Here is a 22106-nt window from a genome sequence, read left to right on the forward strand (position 1 = left end):
CCGATCGTGATGACCAGGGCGTAGGTGATGAACAGGGCCTTCACCTCAGCCTCCCTCCACCGCGCACCGGTACGGCGCGTCGCCCGAGGCCTCGCAGCCCGCCGCGATCACCCGCCAGCGGTGGTCGAACCGGCCCAGGAAGACGGTGTCGGTGCCGGTCCGGACCTGGGCCGCGGTGCCGTAGACCTCGGTGTCGACGTCGTCGCCGGCAGGCGGGAGGTCCTCGTCGAGCACGGCGGCCGCGCAGGCGGCCTGCGCGTCGCGTTCGAGGGTGTCGCGGGTCGCGGGTGCGAGCAGCCGGCAGGCGCCGGCCCCGTCCCCGGCGTCGACGGCTGCCTGGAACTGCTGGGTGACCTGCGCGACGGCTCGGTCCCGGTCGGCGTCGCCGCCGCAGCCGGACAGGGCGAGCGCGAGCAGGGTCGCGCTAGCCGCCCAGGGCGCGCATTGCCTCCGTGCGAACGACGGCCTCGCCCGCCTCGTCGGAGGCGGCGAGGTCGACCACCGCTTCGATGACCCAGTCGTGATGCCCCTCGGGGTCGTGCAGGGTCTGGACGACGCGCCACTCCCCCGGCGCGCTCTTGTCGACGACGAGGAGCGCCGGTCCGCGGGCATCGGCATCGGTGAGGAGCCGTTCATGCTCGTCGTAGTACCCGTCGAGCGCGGAATCCCAACGGTCCGAGGTCATCTCGGATCCCTCGGGCTCGAGCGCGGCCAGTCCGTCGAGGTCGTCGCGCGCGACGAGCTCGACCCGGCGCCACAGCGCGTTGCGCACCATCACCTCGAACACCCGGCCCTGCTGGCTGAGCGGTCGTGGCGGGGGCGGCGGCTCGTGGTGGCTGACCTGGCGGGTCGCGTGGTCGGGGTCGTTGAGCGCCTCCCACTCGTCGAGCAGCGAGGAGTCGACCTGACGGACCGTCTCCCCCAGCCACTCGGTCAGGAGCTCGAGCTCCTCGGTGCGGTAGGACGCCGGTACGGTCTGCCGCAGCGCGCGGTAGGCGTCGGTGAGGTAGCGCAGCACCAGTCCCTCGGACCGGGCCACCTGGTAGCGCGAGACGAGGTCGGTGAACCCCATCCCCTGCTCCCACATCTGGCGGACGACGGACTTCGGCGCCAGCGCGTCCGGCACCAGCCACGGGTGCCGCTCGCGGTAGGTCTCGAAGAGCGGCTCGAGCAGCTCGCCCAGCGGCTCGGGCCAGGTGATGTCCTCGACCAGGGCCATCCGCTCGTCGTACTCGACGCCGTCGGCCTTGAGCGCCGCGATCGCCTCGCCACGGGCGGCGTGGCGCTGGGCCATCAGCAGCGGCCGCGGCGCCTCGAGGGTCGCCTCGACGACCGAGACGACGTCGAGCGTGAACGTGTCGCTGTCGGGGTCGAGGACGTCGAGCACCGCGAGCGCGAAGTGCGAGAGCGGCTGGTTGAGCGCGAAGTCCGCAGGCAGCGCCTCGGTCAGCACGTAGCGCCGGCCGAACCCGTCGACCTGGTCGAGCCGGGTCAGCACCTCGGAGGCGACCAGGCTGCGGGCCAGCCGCACCGCCCGCTTGGCCAGTCGCAGCTGGCTGCGCCGGTCCTCGTGGTTGTCGGTCAGCAGCCGCCGCATGACCGGGAACGCGTCCTTCTCGCGGGAGGCCACGTTGACGAGCATCGCGTTGTCGACCTTCATCTGCGACTTCAGCGGCTCCGGCTTGCCCTCGACCAGCTTCGCGAAGGTCTGCTCGCTCCACACGACCGTGCCCTCGGGGGGCTTCTTCAGCTGGGGCTTCGACTTCTTCTTCGCCCTCTTCTCAGGGCTCAGTGCCGCGTTCTTGGCCTCGGACTTCGCCTTGGCCTTCTCGTTCTCGATGACGTGCTCGGGGGCCTGGACGACGACGTAGCCGGCCGTGTCGTAGCCCGCTCGCCCCGCCCGGCCGGCGATCTGGAGGAACTCGCGCGTGCGCAGCACCCGCTGCCGCGACCCGTCGAACTTGGCCAGACCGGTGAACAGCACCGTGCGGATCGGGACGTTGATGCCGACACCGAGGGTGTCGGTGCCGCAGATGACCGTCAGCAGCCCGGCCTGGGCGAGCTGCTCGACCAGGCGGCGGTAGCGCGGCAGCATGCCTGCGTGGTGGACGCCGATCCCCTGCCGCAGCAGCTTGTTGAGCGTCTTGCCGAAGCCGGCGGCGAAGCGGACGCCGGCGATCCGCTCGGCGATCTGCTCCTTGCGCTCCCGAGGCAGCACGGTGTCCAGGCGCCCGGGTCCGCTGAGCAGGGAGACGGCGTGCTCGACGGCCGCGGCCTGGGTGAAGTGGACGACGTAGACCGGGCCCTGGCCGGTGGTGACCAGCTCCTCCAGCTTCTCCCCCATCGGCTCGAGCGACCACGAGAAGTCCAGCGGGACGGGGCGTTCGGCCTGGTCGACGATCGTCGTGTCGCGCCCGTTGCGCCGGGTCAGGTCGCCCGCGAGCTCGGTCGTGTCGCCCAAGGTGGCCGACATCAGCAGGAACTGCGCCTGCGGCAGCTCGATCAGCGGTACCTGCCACGCCCAGCCGCGGCCGGGCTCGCCGTAGAAGTGGAACTCGTCCATCACGACCATGCCGACGTCGGCCCGGTCGCCCTCACGCAGCGCGATGTTGGCGAGCACCTCGGCGGTGCACGCGATGATCGGAGCGTCGGCGTTGACCGCGACATCGCCGGTGAGCATGCCGACGTCGGCGGCACCGAAGATCTCGACGAGGTCGAAGAACTTCTCGCTGACCAGGGCCTTGATCGGCGCGGTGTAGAAGGTCACCCGATCGTCGGCCAGCGCTCCCATCGCGGCCGCCATCGCGACGAGCGACTTGCCCGACCCGGTCGGCGTCGCGAGCACGACGTTGTCGCCGGACAGCAACGCCAAGATCGCGTCCTCCTGGTGCGGGTACAGCTCCAGCCCGCGCCCCTCGGCGTACTCGAGGATCCGGTCGTACGCGCCGTCGGATGTCTCAGCCATGGCGCGCCCTCGGGTGCGCGGTGGCGAAGACCTCGCGCAGGTTGTCGACGGTGACGAGCGTGTAGACCTGCGTCGTGGTGACCGACGCGTGCCCGAGCAGCTCCTGGACCACGCGCACGTCGGCGCCACCATCGAGGAGGTGGGTCGCGAACGAGTGCCGCAGCGTGTGGGGTGAGACGTCGCGGGTCACCCCGGCCCGCTCGGCGGCCTTCACCAGCACCGCCCACGCCGACTGGCGCGAGAGCCGGCCGCCGCGGGCGTTGAGGAAGAGCGCAGGCGTCGCCTGGGCGGTGAGGGCAGGCCGCCCCCGCACGAGGTACGCCGACAGCGCGGCGCGCGCGTACGACCCGACCGGGACCATCCGCTCCTTGCCGCCCTTGCCGCGCAGCAGCAGGGTCGCGTCGGCGGCGTCCAGGTCGGGCTCGGCCAGGTGGCTGACGTCGTCGACGTCGAGTCCGACGGCCTCGGAGATCCGCGCGCCCGTGCCGTAGAGGATCTCCAGCAGCGCACGGTCGCGCAGCGCCAGCGGGGTGTCGGCCGCACCGGCCGCCTCGAGGATGGCCTCGACGTCGGCCAGCGGCAGTGCCTTGGGGAGCCGTTTCGCCGGTGTGGGCGGCTTGACTCCCGCCGCCGGGTCGGCCTGGGCCAGCCCGTCGGCGACGGCGAACCTGTGGAAGCCGCGCACCGCGACGACCGTGCGGGCCGCGCTGGACGCGCTCAGCGGCGGGTGGGCGTCGTCGCCCTCGCGTAGCCACACCAGGAACTCGGTCACCGTCTGCTCGGTGACCGCGTCGAGCGAGTCGATGCCCGCGGCGGCGAGGTGCGTCCGGTAGCGGCGCAGGTCGCGCTGGTAGGACGTCAGCGTGTTCGCCGCCAGTCCCTTCTCGACCGCGAGGTGGTCCAGGTACGTGCGGACCGCCCGGTCCACCGCACTTGGTCCACTCACGCGGTCAGGTTAGGCCATGGCTCCGACGCGTCAGGCGAGCGCCTCCGCGACCGGCACGGCGGCGATGCCGGTCGCCTCACCGACGGGTGTGTTGGTCAGCAGGCCGGCGTGGGTGTTGAGGCCCAGCGCCAGGCTGGCGTCGGCACGGCACGCGTCGGCCCAGCCCTTGTCGGCCAGCGCCACGGCGTACGGCAGGGTCGCGTTGGTCAGCGCGTACGTCGAGGTGTTCGGCACCGCGCCGGGCATGTTGGCCACGCAGTAGAAGGTCGAGTCGTGCACCTGGTAGGTCGGATCGGCGTGCGTGGTGGGGTGGGTGTCCTCGAAGCAGCCGCCCTGGTCGACCGCGATGTCGACGAGCACCGAGCCCGGCTTCATCCGCGAGACCAGGTCGTTGGAGACCAGCTTGGGCGCCGCGGCGCCGGGGATCAGCACGGCGCCGATCACCATGTCGGCCTCCATCACCTGCTGCTCGATCGCCAGCTTCGAGGAGGCCAGGCCATGGACCCGGTTGTTGTAGCGCCAGAACGACATCCGCAGCTTGTCGAGATCGGTGTCGAGCAGGGTCACGTCGGCACCCATGCCGAGGGCGATGTTGGCCGCGTTCTGGCCCGAGACGCCGGCGCCGATGATGACGACCTTGGCGTTGGCGACGCCGCCGACGCCACCCATCAGCACGCCACGGCCGCCCTGGGCCTTCATGAGGGAGTACGCGCCGACCTGGGGCGCCAGGCAGCCGGCGACCTCCGACATCGGGTACAGAAGCGGCAGCGCACCCGAGGGCAGCTGGACCGTCTCGTAGGCGATCGCGGTGACCTTGCGGGCGATCAGCTCCTCGGTGAGCGCCTTGTCGGCTGCCAGGTGGAGATAGGTGAACAGCACCTGGCCCTCGCGCATCCGGGCGTACTCCTCGGAGATCGGCTCCTTGACCTTGAGGATCATGTCGGCGCTGCCCCACACCGCGTCCGCGTCGGGCAGGATCGTGGCGCCTGAGGCGACGTAGTCCTCGTCGGCGATCTGCGAGCCGACGCCCGCACCGGCCTGCACGACGACCTCGTGACCGTGCGCGACCAGCTCGTGCACGCCGATCGGCGTGATGGCCACCCGGTACTCGTTGTTCTTGACTTCCTTGGGCACGCCGACGCGCATGTGGGATTCCTCCTGGTCACGGAATCCGTCGCGGATTCCCCTGTGAAGAGAAATCATGAAGATCAGTCGAGCCACCCGCTAGTAGGTGAAGCGAAAATTCGCGCCCTGCCCGAGAACCCGGATCGGATCGTCGGCGATCAGCCCTGTGGCGCGCGTCGCGCCGAACCCTGTTCGGCCGGACGCCCCCGCAGGTGCTCGAAGATCAGGCTGGTCTCGGTCATCGCGACGTCACGGGTGCCGCTGAGGTGGTTCAGGACGAACTCCCGCAGCTCCTCCGAGCCGGCGGTCGCGACGTGGATCAGGAAGTCGTCCGCGCCGGCGAGGAAGTAGACGTTGAGCACCTCGGGCAGGGTCGCCATGGCCTGGGCGAAGGCGCTCAGCTCGCCCCGCGCGTGCGGGCGCAGCCGCACCGAGATCATCGCCTGGAGCGGCCGGCCGATGCTGGCCTGGTCGACCTCCGCGTGCGCGCCGCGGATCACGCCCCGCTCGAAGAGCGCCCGGACCCGGCCGTGGCAGGTGGAGGGTGCGATGCCGACCCGTGCGGCCAGCACGTTGTTGGCCAGCCGAGCATCGTCCTGGAGCTCGCGGACGATCGCCGCGTCGATCGGGTCCAGCTCAACCACGCGCGGCCTCCCGGTCGCGACGGACCTGGACGGCGAGCACCGCCTGCACGACCGGTCCGTCGGTCACGTCGCCGGCGAGGATCGCGTCGACCAGGTCGGCGAAGGGCACCCAGAGCACCTCCAGGTCGGCCTCCTCGTGGCGCAGCTCGAAGTCGCCGCGGTCGGCCGGTGCGAGACCCTCGGCCAGGTAGTAGTGGATCCGCTCGGCGGAGTAGCCGGGCGAGCTGAGCGTGGAGAGCAGGTGGGTCCACCGCTCCGCGGCCAGCGCCGCCTCCTCGCGCAGCTCGCGCCGGGCGACGTCCTCGGGGTCCTCGCCCGGGTGGTCGATCACGCCCGCCGGCAGCTCGACCAGCCGGGACTGCGCCGGGTGCCGGTACTGCTTGAGGCACAGCACCCGGTCCTCGTCGTCGATCGCCAGGACGACGGCCGCCCCCGGGTGCTCGAGCACGAGCCGCCGGAAGGGCTCCTCGTCCTCGGCCCCCGGACGGCGGATCCGGTCGGAGCGGAACGCGACGACCCACCCGTCTCGGTGCAGGTCGACACTGTCCTCGACCGGCCAGGACTCGGGGACGTCGCGCAGGTCGCTCACTCGTCGTCAGTCGGCTCGGCGTGCAGGTTCGTGTCGTCGATCTCGAGGCGCGTCTCGCGCTGCCGCTTGATCGCCGCGCCGACCAGGCCCGCGAACAGCGGGTGCGGGCGGGTCGGCCGTGAGCGCAGCTCGGGGTGGGCCTGGGTGCCGATGTAGTAGGGGTGCACGTCGCGCGGCAGCTCGACGAACTCGACCAGGTCGAGGTCGGTGTTGAGCCCGGAGAAGACCAGGCCGGCCTCCTCGAGCTGGGCGCGGTAGGCGTTGTTGACCTCGTAGCGGTGGCGGTGCCGCTCCTCGATCAGCTCGGCCCCGTAGACCTCGCGGGCCAGCGTCCCGCCCTTGAGGTGCGCCGGGTAGAGGCCCAGTCGCATGGTGCCGCCCAGGTCGCCGGCACCCTCGACGATGGACTTCTGCTCCTCCATCGTGGCGATCACGGGCTCGGGGGTGTCCGGGTCGAACTCCGTCGAGCCGGCCTTGGCCAGGCCGAGCTCGGTGCGGGCGTACTCGATGACCATCGACTGCAGGCCCAGGCACAGGCCGAGGGTCGGGATCTTGTTGTGGCGGGCGTAGGTGAGCGCGCCGAGCTTGCCCTCGAGGCCGCGGATGCCGAAGCCGCCGGGCACGCAGATCGCGTCGACGTCGGAGAGGTGCTTGGCCGCACCCGCCGGCGTCTCGCAGTCGTCGGAGGCGACCCAGCGGATCTCCACCTTGGCCTCGTGGGCGAAGCCGCCGGCGCGCAGCGCCTCGCTCACCGACAGGTAGGCGTCGTGCAGGTCGATGTACTTGCCGACCAGCGCGACGGTGACGTCCTCCTTCGGGTGGTGCACCCGGCGCAGCAGGTCGTCCCAGACCGTCCAGTCGACGTCACGGAAGGGCAGGTTGAGCCGGCGCACGACGTACGCGTCGAGGCCCTGGCGGTGCAGCACCTTGGGGATGTCGTAGATCGACGGCGCGTCGGCCGCGGTGACGACCGCGTCCTGGTCGACGTCGCACATCAGCGAGATCTTCTTCTTGATGCTCTCCGGCAGCTCGCGGTCCGCGCGGCAGACCACCGCGTCGGGCTGGATGCCGACCTGGCGCAGCGCGGCGACGGAGTGCTGGGTCGGCTTGGTCTTCAGCTCGCCCGAGGGTCCGATGAACGGCACCAGCGAGACGTGCAGGAAGAACACGTTGTCGCGGCCGATGTCGTGGCGGACCTGGCGCGCGGCCTCGAGGAAGGGCAGCGACTCGATGTCGCCGACGGTGCCGCCGATCTCCGTGATCACCACGTCAACCTGTTCGTCGCCGTACCCCATGGCGAGGATGCGGTCCTTGATCTCGTTGGTGATGTGCGGGATCACCTGGACCGTGTCGCCGAGGTAGTCGCCGCGGCGCTCCTTGGCGATCACCGACGAGTAGACCTGCCCCGTGGTGACGTTGGCGATCTGGTTGAGGTCGGTGTCGAGGAAGCGCTCGTAGTGGCCGATGTCGAGGTCGGTCTCCGCGCCGTCGTTGGTGACGAAGACCTCGCCGTGCTGGAACGGGTTCATCGTCCCGGGGTCGACGTTGAGGTAGGGATCGAGCTTCTGCATCGTGACCCGCAGCCCACGTGAGCGCAGCAGCCGACCGAGACTGCTGGCGGTGAGTCCCTTGCCCAGCGAGGAGGCGACGCCTCCGGTGACGAAGACGTGCTTTGCCTGCCGATTCTGTCCGCTACCGGGCGCCATGTTCACGGGATTCCATCCTACGTCATCTGTGGCTGATTCACCGTGCTCGCGGTGCGTTTCGCGCCAGCTCGAGCAGCTCGCGGGCGTGCGCGAGCGCGGTGTCGGACTCCGCGAGGCCGGCCAGCATGCGGGAGAGCTCCCGCTCCCGGCCCGCGTCGTCGAGAGTGACCAGGCCCGAGCTGGTGACCGATCCGTCGCTCGACTTCTCGACCAGCACGTGCCGGTCGGCGAAGGCCGCCACCTGCGGCAGGTGGGTCACGACGAGCACCTGGGCGTCGTCGGCCAGCTTGGCCAGGCGCCGCCCGATCTCCACCGCGGCAGCACCGCCGACGCCGGAGTCGACCTCGTCGAACACGAAGGTCGGCACCGGGCTGGTGCCGGCGAGGCAGACCTCGACCGCGAGCATGACCCGGGAGAGCTCACCGCCCGACGCACCCTTGTGCAGCGGCCGCGGCTCGGACCCGGTGTTGGCGGCGAGCAGGAACTCCACCTCGTCGAGCCCACTGCGCCCGAACCGCACCCAGCGCTCCCCGACCTGCAGCAGGTCGGCCGGCGGGTGGGCGGGGTCGGCCGGCGCCTCGGCGGCACGCGGCGAGACCCGGATGGTGACCACGGCGTGCGGCATCGCCAGCAGCGTCAGCTCGTCGGAGACCGCCGTGCCGAGCCGGCTGGCGGCCTTGACCCGCGCCTCGCTGAGCTTGCTGCCCGCCGTCGCCAGGTCGGCCCGGAGCCGGGTCGCCTCGGCGCTCAGCTCCTTGATCTTGTCGTCGGTCGAGTCGAGGTCGAGCAGCCGCATCGCCGACCTCTCGGCCCAGGCGAGCACCTCGTCGACCGTCTCGCCGTACTTGCGGGTCAGCCCGATCAGCGCCGCGCGCCGCTCGGAGACCGCGGCCAGCCGGTTCGGGTCGGTGTCGATGCGCGCGGCGTACGACGCCACGTCGGCCGCGACGTCGGAGAGCAGGTAGCTCACCTCGGCCACCCGGTCGGCCAGTGCCGCCGCCTCGGGGTCGTGGTCGCGCACGCCCTCGAGCAGTCCGCGCGCGGCAGCCACCGCGCCGAGAGCGTCGGGTGAGCCGTGCTCGCTGGAGAGCGCCTCGCGGGCCTGCTCGGCCGCGCCGCGCAGCGTGTCAGCGTGTCCCAGCCGCGCCTCCTCGGCGGCGAGCTCGGCGTCCTCCCCGGGCTGCGGCTGCACCGCGGCGACCTCGTCGACGCCGAAGCGCAGCAGGTCGGCCTCCCGGGCCCGTTCGCGCGCGGTGGCGACGACCTCGGCCAGCTCCTTCTCGGTGGCGACGAGCTTGTCGTGCGCCTTCGTGTAGGCCGTCAGCAGCTTGTCGAGCGCCCCGAACCGGTCGAGCGCGTTTCGCTGGGTCTGCGCCTTGAGCAACCGGTGCTGGTCGGACTGGCCGTGCACCGCGACCAACGGCTCCGCCAGCTCGGCCAGGGTCGCGACGGGGACCGCGGCACCGCCCGCGAACGCCCGGGACCGGCCCTCGGCGCTCACGTTGCGCGCCAGCACCACCCCGTCGTCCTCGGCCTCGCCGCCGGCCTCCTCGACCGCCGTGACCAGGTCGGGCAGCGACTTCGCGGCGACCAGCCCCTCGACCCGCGCCTGCTTGGCGCCGGCCCGCACGGCGCCGCTGTCGGCCCGGCCGCCCAGCAGCAGGCCGAGCGCGGTCACCACCATCGTCTTGCCGGCACCGGTCTCACCGGTGATCACGGTCAGGCCGGGGCCCAGCTCGAGCGTCGAGGAGTCGATGACCCCGAGCGAGCTGATCCGGATCTCCTCGATCATGCGTCCTCCCCCCGGGCCCGCGCCTCCCGGCGCTGCTCCGCGGCACCTCGCCAGCCCTCCACGGACAGGCCGAACTTCGCCACCAGCCGGTCGGTGAACGGTGCAGAGTGCAGCCGGACCAGCCGGACCGGCCGCTGCCCGCGGCTCACCTCGATCCGGGCGCCCGGCGGCAGGTCGACGCTGCGCCGACCGTCGCACCAGAGCACGCCGGACCCCTGGTTGCCCTCGAGCACCTCGATCGCGATCACCGACGACGGCGCGACGACCATCGGCCGCGCGAACAGCGCGTGCGCGCTCAGCGGCACGATGCACAGCGCCTCGACCTGCGGCCACACGATCGGGCCGCCTGCGCTGAAGTTGTAGGCCGTGGAGCCGGTCGGCGTCGCGCACACGACACCGTCACAGCCCCACCGCGACAGCGGCCGGTCGTCGATCTCGACGACCACCTCGAGCATCCGCTCCCGAGCCGCCTTCTCCACACTGGCCTCGTTGACCGCGAAGGTCGAGTAGACGAGCTGACCGCCGACGTACGCCTTCACGTCGAGCGTGAGCCGGTCCTCGGTCCGGTACCGCTGCTCGACGATCGCCTCGATGGTCGCCGCCACGTCCTCGTGCTCGGCCTCCGCGAGGAAGCCGACGTGTCCGAGGTTGACGCCCAGCACCGGCGTCGAGCGCTGGTGGGTCACCTCCGCCGCGCGCAGGATGCTCCCGTCGCCGCCGATCACCACGGTCAGCTCGCAGCCGTGGCTGGCGTCGGACTCGGAGTCGGTCAGCTCGACCTCCGGGACGTAGGCGCCCGGCTCCAGGTCGAGGTCGTCGGCCTCGTGCCGCAGCAGCCGGACCACGATGCCGTGCCCCGTGAGCTCCTTGACGAAGGCACGCGCGACGTCGCGGGCCTCGGCACGCCCGGTGTGGGCGAGCACGAGCACCCGGCGCGGGATGTCGGCGGACGTCATGGGGTCACCTTCTCATCAGGGTCCGACGTTCCGCGGCGCACGATCACCGCCATGGACTCGTCGTCGATCGTCGCCGGCCCGTGCCGCAGCCACAGGAAGAACTCGACATTGCCCGAGGGGCCCGGCAACGGGCTCACCGTCACCGCCCGCGCGCCCCAGCCGCGCTCGGCGGCCGCGTGGGCCACACCCAGCACGGTCTCCACCCACAGCTCGGGGTCGCGGACGACGCCGCCCTTGCCGAGCCGGTCCTTGCCGACCTCGAACTGCGGCTTCACCATCAGCGCCAGGTCGCCGTCCGGCCGGGTCACGCCCAGCAGCGCGTCCAGCACCAGGGTCAGCGAGATGAAGGACAGGTCGCCGACCACCAGGTCCACGGGACCGCCGATGTCGTCGGTCGTCAGCGTGCGCACATTGGTCCGGTCGTGCACCACCACCTTCTCGTGCTGCTGCAGGGACCAGTGCAGCTGGCCGTAGCCCACGTCCACCGCCACCACCTCGGCCACCCCGGACCGGAGCAGCACGTCGGTGAAGCCGCCCGTGGAGGCCCCCGCGTCCAGCGCACGACGCCCTTCGACCTCGAGGCCGAGCGGGGTGAAGGCCGCCAGCGCACCCACCAGCTTGTGGGCGCCCCGCGACACGTAGTCGGGCCCGTTCTCGCCCTCCTTCACCACGATCGCGACGTCGGTCGTCACGCCCGTGGCCGGCTTGGACGCCACCACTCCCGCCACCTTCACCCGACCCTCGGCGATCAGCTGGGCGGCGCGCTCGCGCGACGACGCCAGCCCGCGGCGGACCAGCTCCGCGTCGAGGCGCAGTCGGCGCGGCGGCACTACGGGACGGCCGGTGCGGCCGGTGGGTTGTCGAGGGTCCGCCGGAGCTCGCCGTGCGCCTCCTCGAGCACACCCGCGTGCTCCTCGAGCGGACGCTCGGTCAGCCCCGCGACGAGGTCGAGCACCCGGTCGACGGCATCGATCCCGGTCGGCGTGGGCGCCGGAACTGGTACCTCGGTCATGGCCCGAGGCTACCGCGCCGCCGGGCCGGTTCCGGGGACGCGTGCCGCGGTGATGTCCGGCACCGTTCCCGTCCGGTCCCGGTGCGCCCAGGCCGTCGCCGCCGCCACGCGCCACCAGTCGTCGAGGCTCGCCCCGGCACCGGTCTGCTCCACGACCAGCCTCCCGTCGACCACCCGCCCGGACCACCCACCGGCCCGCCAGCCGTCCCCCGCTCGCTCGGGTGCCGCGTGGGCCTGCGTCAGCCCGCCGAGATCCTCCGCCACGTACGTCGGTCGCTCCCTCGGCGCCGCCGCCACCAGCTCCGCGAGCCCCGTCACGCCGGTGAGCACCAGCAGCGAGTCCACACCCGCATTGCGCGCCCCCTCGATGTCGGTGTCGAGCCGGTCGCCCACCATGAGCGGGCGCCGGCCGCCCACTCGCCGTACGGTCTCGTCGAGCAGCGGCCGAGCCGGCTTGCCGGCCACCTCGGGGCTCACGCCCGCGAACCGCTGCACCATCTCCACGAGCACGCCGTGGCCCGGCGCCACGCCGTACGTCGTCGGGATGGTCCGGTCGGTGTTGCTCGCCACCCACGGCAGCCCGTCGCGGATCCGCACCGCGGCGTGCATGATGTCGCGCCACAGCAGCTCGGGTCCGTACCCGCTCACCACGGCGACCGCCTCGGACTCCACGTCGACCGCCACCAGGCCGGCCTCGTCGAGCGCGCTCTGCAGTCCCGGGCCACCCAGGCACACCACCCGGGCGCCCGCTCCGAAGCGCTCCGCCAGGACCCGCGACGCGGCCTGGGCACTGGTCACCACGTCCGCGGGCTGGGCCGTCACCCCGAGGTCGCGCAGGTGCTCGGCGACCACAGCCGCCGACCGCGACGCGTTGTTGGTGATGAAGGCAACGCGCATGCCGGCCATCCGCGCCCGCCCGATGTGACCGGCCGCGCCGTCGACCGCCTCATGACCGATGTAGACCACGCCGTCCAGGTCGAGCATCGCCAGGTCGTAGGCCTCGGCCAGGGGATCCGCGGATGTGAGCAACACGTGCCCCACCTTGCCAGCCCGCACCACCAGCCGCTCCGTACGATGCCCTGATGGACGCAACCACCCTCGTGACCCCGCCCTACGTGGCCGGTCCGTTGCGTCTCGAGCCGTTCCCGGCGCTCATGCTCGCACCCGCCCGCGTGGGCAACCCGACCACCGGTCGCGCCTTCGCGCGCCCCTACAAGGATGTCTCGGCGCGCCTCCTCCGCTGGCAGGCCCGTGGCCTCGTGACGGCCGACGCCGAGCCCGCGCTCTACCTTCACGAGTACAGCTCCAACGGGATGACGGTCCGTGGCCTGGTCGGCGCGCTCGACGTCTCCCGCCGGGCCGCACGCGCCACGGACCGCGCCGTCCTTCCCCACGAGGGCATCCACCCCATCCAGGCAGACGAGCTCGCCGACCGGATGGACGAGATGCAGCTCAACCCCGCGCCGATCCTGCTGGTCCACCAGGGCAGTCCCCGCCTGCGCGAGGTGATCGCCGAGATCGCCCGCCGCGACCCCGACCACGCGTTCACCGACCGGGGCGGACAGGAGCACCGGATCTGGGCCGAACGCACCCCCGACACCCTCGCCGTGATCGCCGCCGAGCTGGCCGAGAGCCGAGCCCTCATCGCCGACGGCCACCACCGCTACGCGGCCTACCTCCGGCTCCAGCGTCGTCGCGTCGGCGATCCGACCGGCCCCCGCCCCACGGACTTGGGCCTGGCCATGCTGGTCGACCAGACCGACACTCCCCTCTTCCTCGGCCCGATCCACCGCACCCTGAGCGGCACGTCCCTCGAGGACCTGCGCGACGCCGCCGAGACCCTCGGCCTCGAGTACAGCGAGCAGGCCCAGTCCGACGCGGTCCACGCCCTGTCCTCGTCCCGTCTCGCGGCCACCGACGGTGTACGCTGGGCGGTGATCGGCCTGGGCATCGACGCCGACGAGGCCGCGGTGGAAGCGCTCCACCACCGGATCCTCCCGGCACTCCCGCACGGACCCGCCGCGATCGCGTACCACCACACGGTCGACGACGCCCTCGGCGGCGCTCGTCCCGATGCCATCGCGGTGCTGATGCCGGCACCCTCGGTCGACCTCGTCATCCGGGTCGCGGAAGCAGATCGGCTGCTTCCCGAGAAGGCGACCTCCTTCCAGCCGAAGCCGAGCCTCGGCGTGCTCATCCGCTCACTGCGCGACGCACCAGTCGAGCCGTCCTGACCTCGACCTCCATCCGCGACGCGGTCTGCCCGCCCGACCGGTAGAACCGGCGCCGCAGCGCGCCCTCCACGCCGACGACGTCACCGGCCCGCCAGGTGCGCATCGAGCGACGCACCTTCGACGACCAGCCAGCGAGCTCGACGACGTCCACCGACGGCCCCTTGCGTCCAGACGCCAGTGTCCGCACCGCCGCACGCGGCACGATCAGCCGGCACGTCCACAGCCGGTCCCCGCTCGGCAACACCCGCTCCTCGGGATCGGCCGCCAGCCGACCGCTGAGCTGCACCGTGTTCGCCGTCTCCGACTCCACCACGTCCCTCGTCATCCTCCGACCACCTTCGCGTCATCGGGGAGCCCCACTGGCTCACCCGAGCGACGATCCTGCGGAACAGCTCCGACACGACTGTGCCGTGCCGGCGGACGCTGGGGACAACGTCGGGCGAAAGGCAGCCTGGGGACGACCGACGGCTCCGAACATCACCCATGTGACCCACGAGGCGTGAACTGAGCCCAAAAAGCACTCAGGGCCAGCACATATATGTGCTGGCCCTGAGCCAATGTTTGTCCGGCGGCGTCCTACTCTCCCACATCCTCTCGGTTGCAGTACCATCGGCGCTGGCAGGCTTAACTTCCGGGTTCGGGATGGGACCGGGTGTTTCCCTGCCGCTATGGCCGCCGTAACTCTATGAACCCCTGTCTACGACATGTATGTCGGGGTTGGTCATCTTCATGTGGACGCGCGCACCAACACAGTGTTGTCTTGTGCTTGTTGAGTGTGTTGGGGGTTTGTTGTGGCAAGTCTTCGGCCTATTAGTACCGGTCGGCTGGGCATTACTGCTGTACACCTCCGGCCTATCAACCCAGTGTTCTGCTGGGGGCCTTAACCCACAAAGGGGTGGGAAACCTCATCTTGAAACGTGCTTCCCGCTTAGATGCGTTCAGCGGTTATCACTTCCGAACGTAGCCAACCAGCCATGCACCTGGCGGTACAACTGGCACACCAGAGGTTCGTCCATCCCGGTCCTCTCGTACTAGGGACAGCCTTTCTCAAGTTTCCTACGCGCGCGGCGGATAGGGACCGAACTGTCTCACGACGTTCTAAACCCAGCTCGCGTGCCGCTTTAATGGGCGAACAGCCCAACCCTTGGGACCTACTCCAGCCCCAGGATGCGACGAGCCGACATCGAGGTGCCAAACCATCCCGTCGATATGGACTCTTGGGGAAGATCAGCCTGTTATCCCCGGGGTACCTTTTATCCGTTGAGCGACGACCCTTCCACTCGGAGTCGCCGGATCACTAGTTCCGACTTTCGTCCCTGCTCGACATGTCTGTCTCACAGTCAAGCTCCCTTGTGCACTTACACTCAACACCTGATTGCCAACCAGGCTGAGGGAACCTTTGAGCGCCTCCGTTACATTTTGGGAGGCAACCGCCCCAGTTAAACTACCCATCAGGCACTGTCCCTGAACCAGATCATGGCCCTAGGTTAGACATCTAGTACGACCAGAGTGGTATTTCAACGATGACTCCACAACCACTGGCGTGGCTGCTTCAAAGTCTCCCACCTATCCTACACAAGCCGAACCAAACACCAATGCCAAACTATAGTAAAGGTCCCGGGGTCTTTCCGTCCTGCCGCGCGTAACGAGCATCTTTACTCGTAGTGCAATTTCGCCGAGTCCATGGTTGAGACAGTAGGAAAGTCGTTACTCCATTCGTGCAGGTCGGAACTTACCCGACAAGGAATTTCGCTACCTTAGGATGGTTATAGTTACCACCGCCGTTTACTGGGGCTTAAATTCTGAGCTTCGACTTGCGTCTAACCCGTCCTCTTAACCTTCCAGCACCGGGCAGGAGTCAGTCCGTATACATCGTCTTACAACTTCGCACGGACCTGTGTTTTTAGTAAACAGTCGCTTTCCCCTGGTCTCTGCGGCCTCCGGCGCTTCCCCAGCAAGTGGGTACACGCCTCGGGCCCCCCTTATCCCTAAGTTACGGGGGCATTTTGCCGAGTTCCTTAACCATGGTTGTCTCGATCGCCTCGGTATTCTCTACCTGATCACCTGAGTCGGTTTCGGGTACGGGCGGCTCATGGCTCGCTAGAGGTTTTTCTCGACAGCATAGGATCACCCACTTCGACCAAAAGGTCTCGGCATCACATCTCAGACTCACCCACCAAAGGGCTGGGACCCGGATTTGCCTAAGCCCCGTCCTACATGCTTACCCGCCGTCTACCATCGCGGCGGTTGGGCTACCTTCCTGTGTCACCCCATCGCTTGACTACTACCGGATCGGATCCCACGCTCCACACCAAGCCCTCACCCCGAAGGGATCAGTACGAGGTGCTTCGGGTGGTTAGCATCACCGGGCTCGTCATGGGCGCCATTTCGCCGGTACGGGAATATCAACCCGTTGTCCATCGACTACGCCTGTCGGCCTCGCCTTAGGTCCCGACTTACCCAGGGCAGATTAGCTTGACCCTGGAACCCTTGATCAATCGGCGCACGGGTTTCTCACCCGTGATTCGCTACTCATGCCTGCATTCTCACTCGTGTCACATCCACACCTGGATCACTCCGGCGCTTCACCCGTGACACGACGCTCCCCTACCCAGCTCCACCCCTGGACGCCCCTCAAGGAGACGCCTGGGTTGAATGGAACTGCCATGGCTTCGGCGGATGGCTTGAGCCCCGCTACATTGTCGGCGCGGAATCACTTGACCAGTGAGCTATTACGCACTCTTTCAAGGGTGGCTGCTTCCAAGCCAACCTCCTGGTTGTCACTGCGACTCCACATCCTTTTCCACTTAGCCACCTCTTAGGGGCCTTAGCCGATGGTCTGGGCTGTTTCCCTCTCGACTATGAAGCTTATCCCCCACAGTCTCACTGCCACGCTCTCACTTACCGGCATTCGGAGTTTGGCTAACGTCAGTAACCTGGTAGGGCCCATCGGCTATCCAGTGCTCTACCTCCGGCAAGAAACACGCAACGCTGCACCTAAATGCATTTCGGGGAGAACCAGCTATCACGGAGTTTGATTGGCCTTTCACCCCTATCCACAGGTCATCCCCTCCATTTTCAACTGAAGTGGGTTCGGTCCTCCACGCCGTCTTACCGGCGCTTCAACCTGCCCATGGATAGATCACTCCGCTTCGGGTCTAGAACACGCGACTCAAACGCCCTATTCGGACTCGCTTTCGCTACGGCTACCCCACACGGGTTAACCTCGCCACGTATCGCTAACTCGCAGGCTCATTCTTCAAAAGGCACGCTGTCACCCCAAAGGGCTCCAACGGATTGTAGGCACATGGTTTCAGGTACTATTTCACTCCCCGCCAGGGGTACTTTTCACCTTTCCCTCACGGTACTGGTCCGCTATCGGTCATCGAGGAGTATTTAGGCTTAACGGGTGGTCCCGCCAGATTCACACACCATTTCAGGGGTGGCGTGTTACTTGGGAAATGCTGAACACAGCCAGACACTGTCGTCTACGGGGCTATCACCCGCTACGGCACCGCTTTCCAACGGACTTCGACCTCGCGTCTGGTTTCTTACTGCGCGCCATCCCGGCAGAGACGACAACAACACTCCCACAACCCCCACACCGCAACGCCTGCCGGCTATCACACGACATGGGTTTAGCCTCATCCGATTTCGCTCGCCACTACTCTCGGAATCACTTTTGTTTTCTCTTCCTACGGGTACTGAGATGTTTCACTTCCCCGTGTTCCCTCCACACACCCTATTTTATTCAGATGCGGGTAACTGGACATGACTCCAGCTGGGTTTCCCCATTCGGACATCCCCGGATCAACGCTCGGTTGCCAACTCCCCAGGGCATTTCGCAGGCTCCAACGTCCTTCATCGGCTCTCGATGCCAAGGCATCCACCATGTGCCCTTAACAACTTGCCCACAACAAACCACCAACACACACAACAAACACCCCACCACGAACACCCAGAATACAAGGCCCGCAGCAGAGCATCCATGCAGTCAGTGGCCCTCATCACAAGACGTGTGGTACAAACCTGATAAGAGAACACACAAAACAATCACGAAACAAACACTATTATTAATGCTCGCGTCCACTATGAAGAAGTCAAACAACCAGAAGCCAAACCAGCCCCACACCCGGAACCAATCCAGGCAGGCGTCTGATGCCTCAGACACCCAACAGCGTGCCATACCTACCGAACAGCAACCCGATCCACCCGAAGATGAACCAGCACCGTCCAACGATCGTTGCGTTCCACTATCCGAACACCCCAAGTAACAACAACACATTCGGCTGTCGTTGCGGGTGTGCTCCTTAGAAAGGAGGTGATCCAGCCGCACCTTCCGGTACGGCTACCTTGTTACGACTTCGTCCCAATCGCCAGCCCCACCTTCGACGGCTCCTTCCACAAGGGTTAGGCCACCGGCTTCGGGTGTTGCCGACTTTCGTGACGTGACGGGCGGTGTGTACAAGGCCCGGGAACGTATTCACCGCAGCGTTGCTGATCTGCGATTACTAGCGACTCCGACTTCATGGGGTCGAGTTGCAGACCCCAATCCGAACTGAGACCGGCTTTTTGGGATTCGCTCCCCCTCACGGGATCGCAGCCCTTTGTACCGGCCATTGTAGCATGCGTGAAGCCCTGGACATAAGGGGCATGATGACTTGACGTCATCCCCACCTTCCTCCGAGTTGACCCCGGCAGTCTCCCATGAGTCCCCGGCATAACCCGCTGGCAACATGGAACGAGGGTTGCGCTCGTTGCGGGACTTAACCCAACATCTCACGACACGAGCTGACGACAGCCATGCACCACCTGTACACCAGTATCAAAGAGACCCCCATCTCTGGGGGCTTCCGGTGTATGTCAAACCCAGGTAAGGTTCTTCGCGTTGCATCGAATTAATCCGCATGCTCCGCCGCTTGTGCGGGCCCCCGTCAATTCCTTTGAGTTTTAGCCTTGCGGCCGTACTCCCCAGGCGGGGCGCTTAATGCGTTAGCTACGGCACGGAACCCATGGAATAGGCCCCACACCTAGCGCCCAACGTTTACGGTGTGGACTACCAGGGTATCTAATCCTGTTCGCTCCCCACACTTTCGCTCCTCAGCGTCAGGTAATGCCCAGAGAACCGCCTTCGCCACCGGTGTTCCTCCTGATATCTGCGCATTTCACCGCTACACCAGGAATTCCATTCTCCCCTGCATACCTCTAGTCTGCCCGTATCGGAAGCAAGCACCGAGTTAAGCCCGGTGTTTTCACTCCCGACGCGACAAACCGCCTACGAGCCCTTTACGCCCAATAATTCCGGACAACGCTCGGACCCTACGTATTACCGCGGCTGCTGGCACGTAGTTGGCCGGTCCTTCTTCTGTACCTACCGTCACTTGCGCTTCGTCGGTACTGAAAGAGGTTTACAACCCGAAGGCCGTCATCCCTCACGCGGCGTTGCTGGATCAGGCTTCCGCCCATTGTCCAATATTCCCCACTGCTGCCTCCCGTAGGAGTCTGGGCCGTGTCTCAGTCCCAGTGTGACCGGTCACCCTCTCAGGCCGGCTACCCGTCAAAGCCTTGGTGAGCCATTACCTCACCAACAAGCTGATAGGCCGCGAGCACATCCTGTGCCGAAAAAACTTTCCACCACCAATAGATGCCTATAGTGGTTATATCCGGTATTAATCACCGTTTCCGGTGGCTATCCCAGAGCACAGGGCAGATTACTCACGTGTTACTCACCCGTTCGCCGCTCGAGTACCCCCGAAGGAGCCTTTCCGCTCGACTTGCATGTGTTAAGCACGCCGCCAGCGTTCGTCCTGAGCCAGGATCAAACTCTCCATAAGAAACTTGATACCTGACAATCAAGACCCTGCTGACAAACTTGTCATCAGAATCATCATTGCCGAAAACACACACCCAACCCCAAAGGATCGAGTGCACACAAACGTCACAACAATCTATGCATGACACACTGTTGAGTTCTCAAACATCACACGCTCTCGCGCCTCGGCCCTTCGGGCTTCGGTCGCGGGGCAACCTGTGAAACGTTAGTGGTTCGTCTTCCGCTCGTCAACTCCGGGCTACCGGAGCCTCAGACCGGGGTCTGAACCGTGCTGCGGGCGTAGCGAAACGCTCTTGTTTGGGGCCTTGCCCCGGAGGTTTTCGCTGCGTTCCCCGCAACGAGAAGAACATTAACAGCACACGTCCCCCTCGTTGCAATTCGGGGTGCCCCTCAGCGTGCGGAGCGGGTCTCCTGCACGCGTTTGCGCAGGTCAGCGAGCTGTTCGGCGACGCGGACCGGTGCGGTGCCGCCCCGGCCGTCGCGGGACGCGACGGATCCCTCGACGGTCAAGACGGTGCGGACCTCGGGGGTCAGGTGGGGCGAGATGGCCGCGAACTGCTCGTCGGTGAGCTCGTCGAGCTCGATCCCGAGGCCTTCGCACTCGCGGACGCAGGCGCCCGCGAGCTCGTGGGCGACCCGGAACGGGACGCCCTGCTTCACGAGCCACTCGGCGATGTCGGTGGCCAGCGAGAATCCCTGGGGTGCCAGCGCCCCCATCCGATCGGTGTCGAAGACGAGCGTCGCGACCTGGCCGGTGAAGGCCGGGAGCAGCACCTCGAGGGTGTCGACGGAGTCGAAGACCGGCTCCTTGTCCTCCTGCAGGTCGCGGTTGTAGGCGAGCGGGAGGGCCTTGAGGGTGGTGAGCAGGCCGGTCAGGTTGCCGACGAGGCGGCCCGCCTTGCCGCGGGCCAGCTCGGAGATGTCGGGGTTCTTCTTCTGCGGCATGATGCTCGACCCCGTCGACCACGAGTCGTGGAGCGTGGCGAAGCCGAACTCCTTGGTCGCCCAGAGGATGACCTCCTCGGCGATCCGACTGACGTCGATGCCGGTCTGCGCGGCGACGTAGGCGAACTCGGCGACGAAGTCGCGCGACGCCGTACCGTCGATCGAGTTCGCGGTCGATCCGGTGAAGCCCAGCTCGCGGGCGACCAGCTCCGGGTCGAGGCCCAGGCTCTGGCCGGCCAGCGCCCCGGAGCCGTACGGCGAGTCGCCGGCCACCCTGCGCCGCCAGTCGCCGAGTCGCTCGACGTCGCGGAGCAGCGCCCAGGCGTGGGCGAGCAGGTGGTGCGAGAGCAGCACGGGCTGGGCGTGCTGGAGGTGGGTGCGGCCCGGCATGATCGCCGGTCCCCCACCGACCGAGGTGAGGTGCTGCTCGGCCTGCCCGGCCAGTGCCTCGACCAGGTCGAGGACCAGGTCCCCGACCGTGACCGAGTGGTCGAGCAGGTAGCAGCGGAAGAGCGTGGCGATCTGGTCGTTGCGGGAGCGGCCGGCGCGGAGCTTGCCGCCGACGTCGGGGCCGACCTCCTCGATGAGGAGCCGCTCGAGGGCGCCGTGGACGTCCTCGTCGGAGGGGTCGGGCCGCAGGGAGCCGTCGGTGAACCGGGAGGCGAGGGCGTCGAGCCCGCGGTGCAGCTCGGCCTCCTCGTCGGCGGTGAGCAGGCCCGCGGCGCCCAGTGCCTTGGCGTGGGCGTGGGAGCCGGCGATGTCGTAGAGGCCGAGCCGCCAGTCGAAGTGGGTCGAGCGCGACAGGGCGTCCAGCTCCGGCGACGGTCCGCCCTCGAAGCGTCCGCCCCACAGCTTGCCGGTGTTGGTGCTCATTGCGCTGGTTCCGTCCTGTCAGTTCCGCCGGACGTGCGCGATCGCCGCCCGCATCTGGTCGATCAGCCGCGGGTCCACCGCGCGGCCGTCGTGGTCGAGGTCCTCAGGGGTCCACCAGGCCGCGTCGAAGATCGACTGCGACTCCAGGTGGTCGAGCCCGTCGAAGCTGATGGGCGTCTCCTCGAGGGCGAGCGCGAACAGCGTCGAGTCGTTGACGTAGTCGCGGCCGTCCCAGGAGAACCCCACTTCGAAGGTGCCGAACGGCTCGCCGAGCAGTGCCGCGGAGACGTCGATGCCGGTCTCCTCGCGCAGCTCGCGGGCGCCGGCCTCGGCGAGGGTCTCCCCCGCGTCGAGGCCGCCGCCGATGCTGAACCAGTAGCGCACCTCCGGCAGCGCGGGATCGCAGCCGAGCAGCAGCAGGACCTTGCCGTCGCTGCTGACCGGGAGCACCCGGGCCACCGTGCGCCTGGTCGGCTCGTCGTGCAC

General features: G+C 68.1%; 16 protein-coding genes and 3 rRNA genes. 1 reads left to right on the forward strand and 18 read right to left on the reverse strand.

Annotated features, from left to right (window positions below; translation table 11 throughout):
- Positions 1 to 45: 45 nt before the first annotated feature.
- From QI633_RS14280 to QI633_RS14335, 12 genes are all read right to left on the reverse strand, one after another.
- A complete protein-coding gene (locus QI633_RS14280; RefSeq protein WP_222117813.1) occupies positions 46 to 234 on the reverse strand; it encodes a hypothetical protein in 189 nt (62 codons plus the stop codon).
- Between the two features lie 190 nt (positions 235 to 424).
- Positions 425 to 2965 carry a DEAD/DEAH box helicase gene (locus QI633_RS14285; protein ID WP_282426166.1) on the reverse strand — a complete coding sequence of 847 codons (2541 nt, stop codon included), beginning with the start codon at positions 2963 to 2965 and terminating at the stop codon, positions 425 to 427.
- On the reverse strand, positions 2958 to 3911 hold the full coding sequence (gene xerD, locus QI633_RS14290; protein ID WP_141798581.1) for a site-specific tyrosine recombinase XerD: 954 nt from the start codon (positions 3909 to 3911) through the stop codon (positions 2958 to 2960). The genes QI633_RS14285 and xerD overlap by 8 nt, the downstream gene beginning before the upstream one ends.
- 30 nt (positions 3912 to 3941) lie before the next feature.
- Positions 3942 to 5057, reverse strand: coding sequence for an alanine dehydrogenase (ald, locus tag QI633_RS14295; protein ID WP_282426167.1), 1116 nt, complete (start codon positions 5055 to 5057; stop codon positions 3942 to 3944).
- A 137-nt stretch (positions 5058 to 5194) separates the two neighbouring features.
- Positions 5195 to 5680: an Lrp/AsnC family transcriptional regulator gene (locus QI633_RS14300; RefSeq protein WP_141798579.1), complete on the reverse strand. Its 486-nt coding sequence runs from the start codon at positions 5678 to 5680 to the stop codon at positions 5195 to 5197.
- Positions 5673 to 6269: an NUDIX hydrolase gene (locus QI633_RS14305; protein ID WP_141798578.1), complete on the reverse strand. Its 597-nt coding sequence runs from the start codon at positions 6267 to 6269 to the stop codon at positions 5673 to 5675. Before QI633_RS14305 ends, QI633_RS14300 begins: the two co-directional genes overlap by 8 nt.
- Positions 6266 to 7975 carry a CTP synthase gene (locus QI633_RS14310; RefSeq protein ID WP_141798577.1) on the reverse strand — a complete coding sequence of 570 codons (1710 nt, stop codon included), beginning with the start codon at positions 7973 to 7975 and terminating at the stop codon, positions 6266 to 6268. Before QI633_RS14310 ends, QI633_RS14305 begins: the two co-directional genes overlap by 4 nt.
- Before the next feature lie 37 nt (positions 7976 to 8012).
- Positions 8013 to 9767 carry a DNA repair protein RecN gene (gene recN / locus QI633_RS14315; protein WP_141798576.1) on the reverse strand — a complete coding sequence of 585 codons (1755 nt, stop codon included), beginning with the start codon at positions 9765 to 9767 and terminating at the stop codon, positions 8013 to 8015.
- A complete protein-coding gene (locus QI633_RS14320) occupies positions 9764 to 10723 on the reverse strand; it encodes an NAD kinase (RefSeq protein WP_141798575.1) in 960 nt (319 codons plus the stop codon). Before QI633_RS14320 ends, recN begins: the two co-directional genes overlap by 4 nt.
- Positions 10720 to 11553: a TlyA family RNA methyltransferase gene (locus tag QI633_RS14325; protein ID WP_141798574.1), complete on the reverse strand. Its 834-nt coding sequence runs from the start codon at positions 11551 to 11553 to the stop codon at positions 10720 to 10722. The genes QI633_RS14320 and QI633_RS14325 overlap by 4 nt, the downstream gene beginning before the upstream one ends.
- Positions 11553 to 11735 (reverse strand): hypothetical protein, encoded by a 183-nt coding sequence (locus tag QI633_RS14330; protein WP_141798573.1) that lies wholly within the window; start codon positions 11733 to 11735, stop codon positions 11553 to 11555. Before QI633_RS14330 ends, QI633_RS14325 begins: the two co-directional genes overlap by 1 nt.
- A gap of 9 nt (positions 11736 to 11744) precedes the next feature.
- Complete coding sequence (locus QI633_RS14335) at positions 11745 to 12767, reverse strand: HAD-IIA family hydrolase (protein WP_260805949.1); 1023 nt, start codon at positions 12765 to 12767, stop codon at positions 11745 to 11747.
- Between the two features lie 50 nt (positions 12768 to 12817).
- Between QI633_RS14335 and QI633_RS14340 the strand changes: the two genes are divergently transcribed.
- Positions 12818 to 13969, forward strand: coding sequence for a DUF1015 family protein (locus tag QI633_RS14340; RefSeq protein ID WP_141798572.1), 1152 nt, complete (start codon positions 12818 to 12820; stop codon positions 13967 to 13969).
- Here the strand turns inward: QI633_RS14340 and QI633_RS14345 are convergent.
- From QI633_RS14345 to QI633_RS14370, 6 genes are all read right to left on the reverse strand, one after another.
- Entirely contained in the window at positions 13929 to 14294 is a 366-nt protein-coding gene (locus tag QI633_RS14345; RefSeq protein WP_141798571.1) for a single-stranded DNA-binding protein, read from the reverse strand. The genes QI633_RS14340 and QI633_RS14345 overlap by 41 nt on opposite strands.
- A gap of 238 nt (positions 14295 to 14532) precedes the next feature.
- Positions 14533 to 14649, reverse strand: a 5S ribosomal RNA gene (rrf, locus tag QI633_RS14350).
- 110 nt (positions 14650 to 14759) lie between these two features.
- Positions 14760 to 17882: ribosomal RNA gene (locus tag QI633_RS14355) — 23S ribosomal RNA — on the reverse strand.
- 401 nt (positions 17883 to 18283) lie between these two features.
- A 16S ribosomal RNA gene (locus QI633_RS14360) occupies positions 18284 to 19803 on the reverse strand.
- Together the 16S, 23S and 5S rRNA genes form the textbook arrangement of a ribosomal RNA operon.
- Positions 19804 to 20192: 389 nt before the next feature.
- On the reverse strand, positions 20193 to 21620 hold the full coding sequence (argH, locus tag QI633_RS14365; protein ID WP_141798570.1) for an argininosuccinate lyase: 1428 nt from the start codon (positions 21618 to 21620) through the stop codon (positions 20193 to 20195).
- 18 nt (positions 21621 to 21638) lie between these two features.
- Complete coding sequence (locus tag QI633_RS14370; RefSeq protein WP_160158234.1) at positions 21639 to 22106, reverse strand: NUDIX domain-containing protein; 468 nt, start codon at positions 22104 to 22106, stop codon at positions 21639 to 21641.

The sequence above is a fragment of the Nocardioides sp. QY071 genome (genome assembly GCF_029961765.1).
In the GTDB taxonomy this organism is placed as follows: domain Bacteria; phylum Actinomycetota; class Actinomycetes; order Propionibacteriales; family Nocardioidaceae; genus Nocardioides.

Excerpts from the sequence above, each read along its gene's own strand:
- QI633_RS14285 (WP_282426166.1), bottom strand. The coding sequence starts at position 2,965 with ATGGCTGAGACATCCGACGGCGCGTACGACCGGATCCTCGAGTACGCC.
- ald (WP_282426167.1), bottom strand. The coding sequence starts at position 5,057 with ATGCGCGTCGGCGTGCCCAAGGAAGTCAAGAACAACGAGTACCGGGTG.
- QI633_RS14310 (WP_141798577.1), bottom strand. The coding sequence starts at position 7,975 with ATGGCGCCCGGTAGCGGACAGAATCGGCAGGCAAAGCACGTCTTCGTC.
- recN (WP_141798576.1), bottom strand. The coding sequence starts at position 9,767 with ATGATCGAGGAGATCCGGATCAGCTCGCTCGGGGTCATCGACTCCTCG.
- QI633_RS14320 (WP_141798575.1), bottom strand. The coding sequence starts at position 10,723 with ATGACGTCCGCCGACATCCCGCGCCGGGTGCTCGTGCTCGCCCACACC.
- QI633_RS14330 (WP_141798573.1), bottom strand. The coding sequence starts at position 11,735 with ATGACCGAGGTACCAGTTCCGGCGCCCACGCCGACCGGGATCGATGCC.
- QI633_RS14340 (WP_141798572.1), top strand. The coding sequence starts at position 12,818 with ATGGACGCAACCACCCTCGTGACCCCGCCCTACGTGGCCGGTCCGTTG.
- QI633_RS14345 (WP_141798571.1), bottom strand. The coding sequence starts at position 14,294 with ATGACGAGGGACGTGGTGGAGTCGGAGACGGCGAACACGGTGCAGCTC.
- argH (WP_141798570.1), bottom strand. The coding sequence starts at position 21,620 with ATGAGCACCAACACCGGCAAGCTGTGGGGCGGACGCTTCGAGGGCGGA.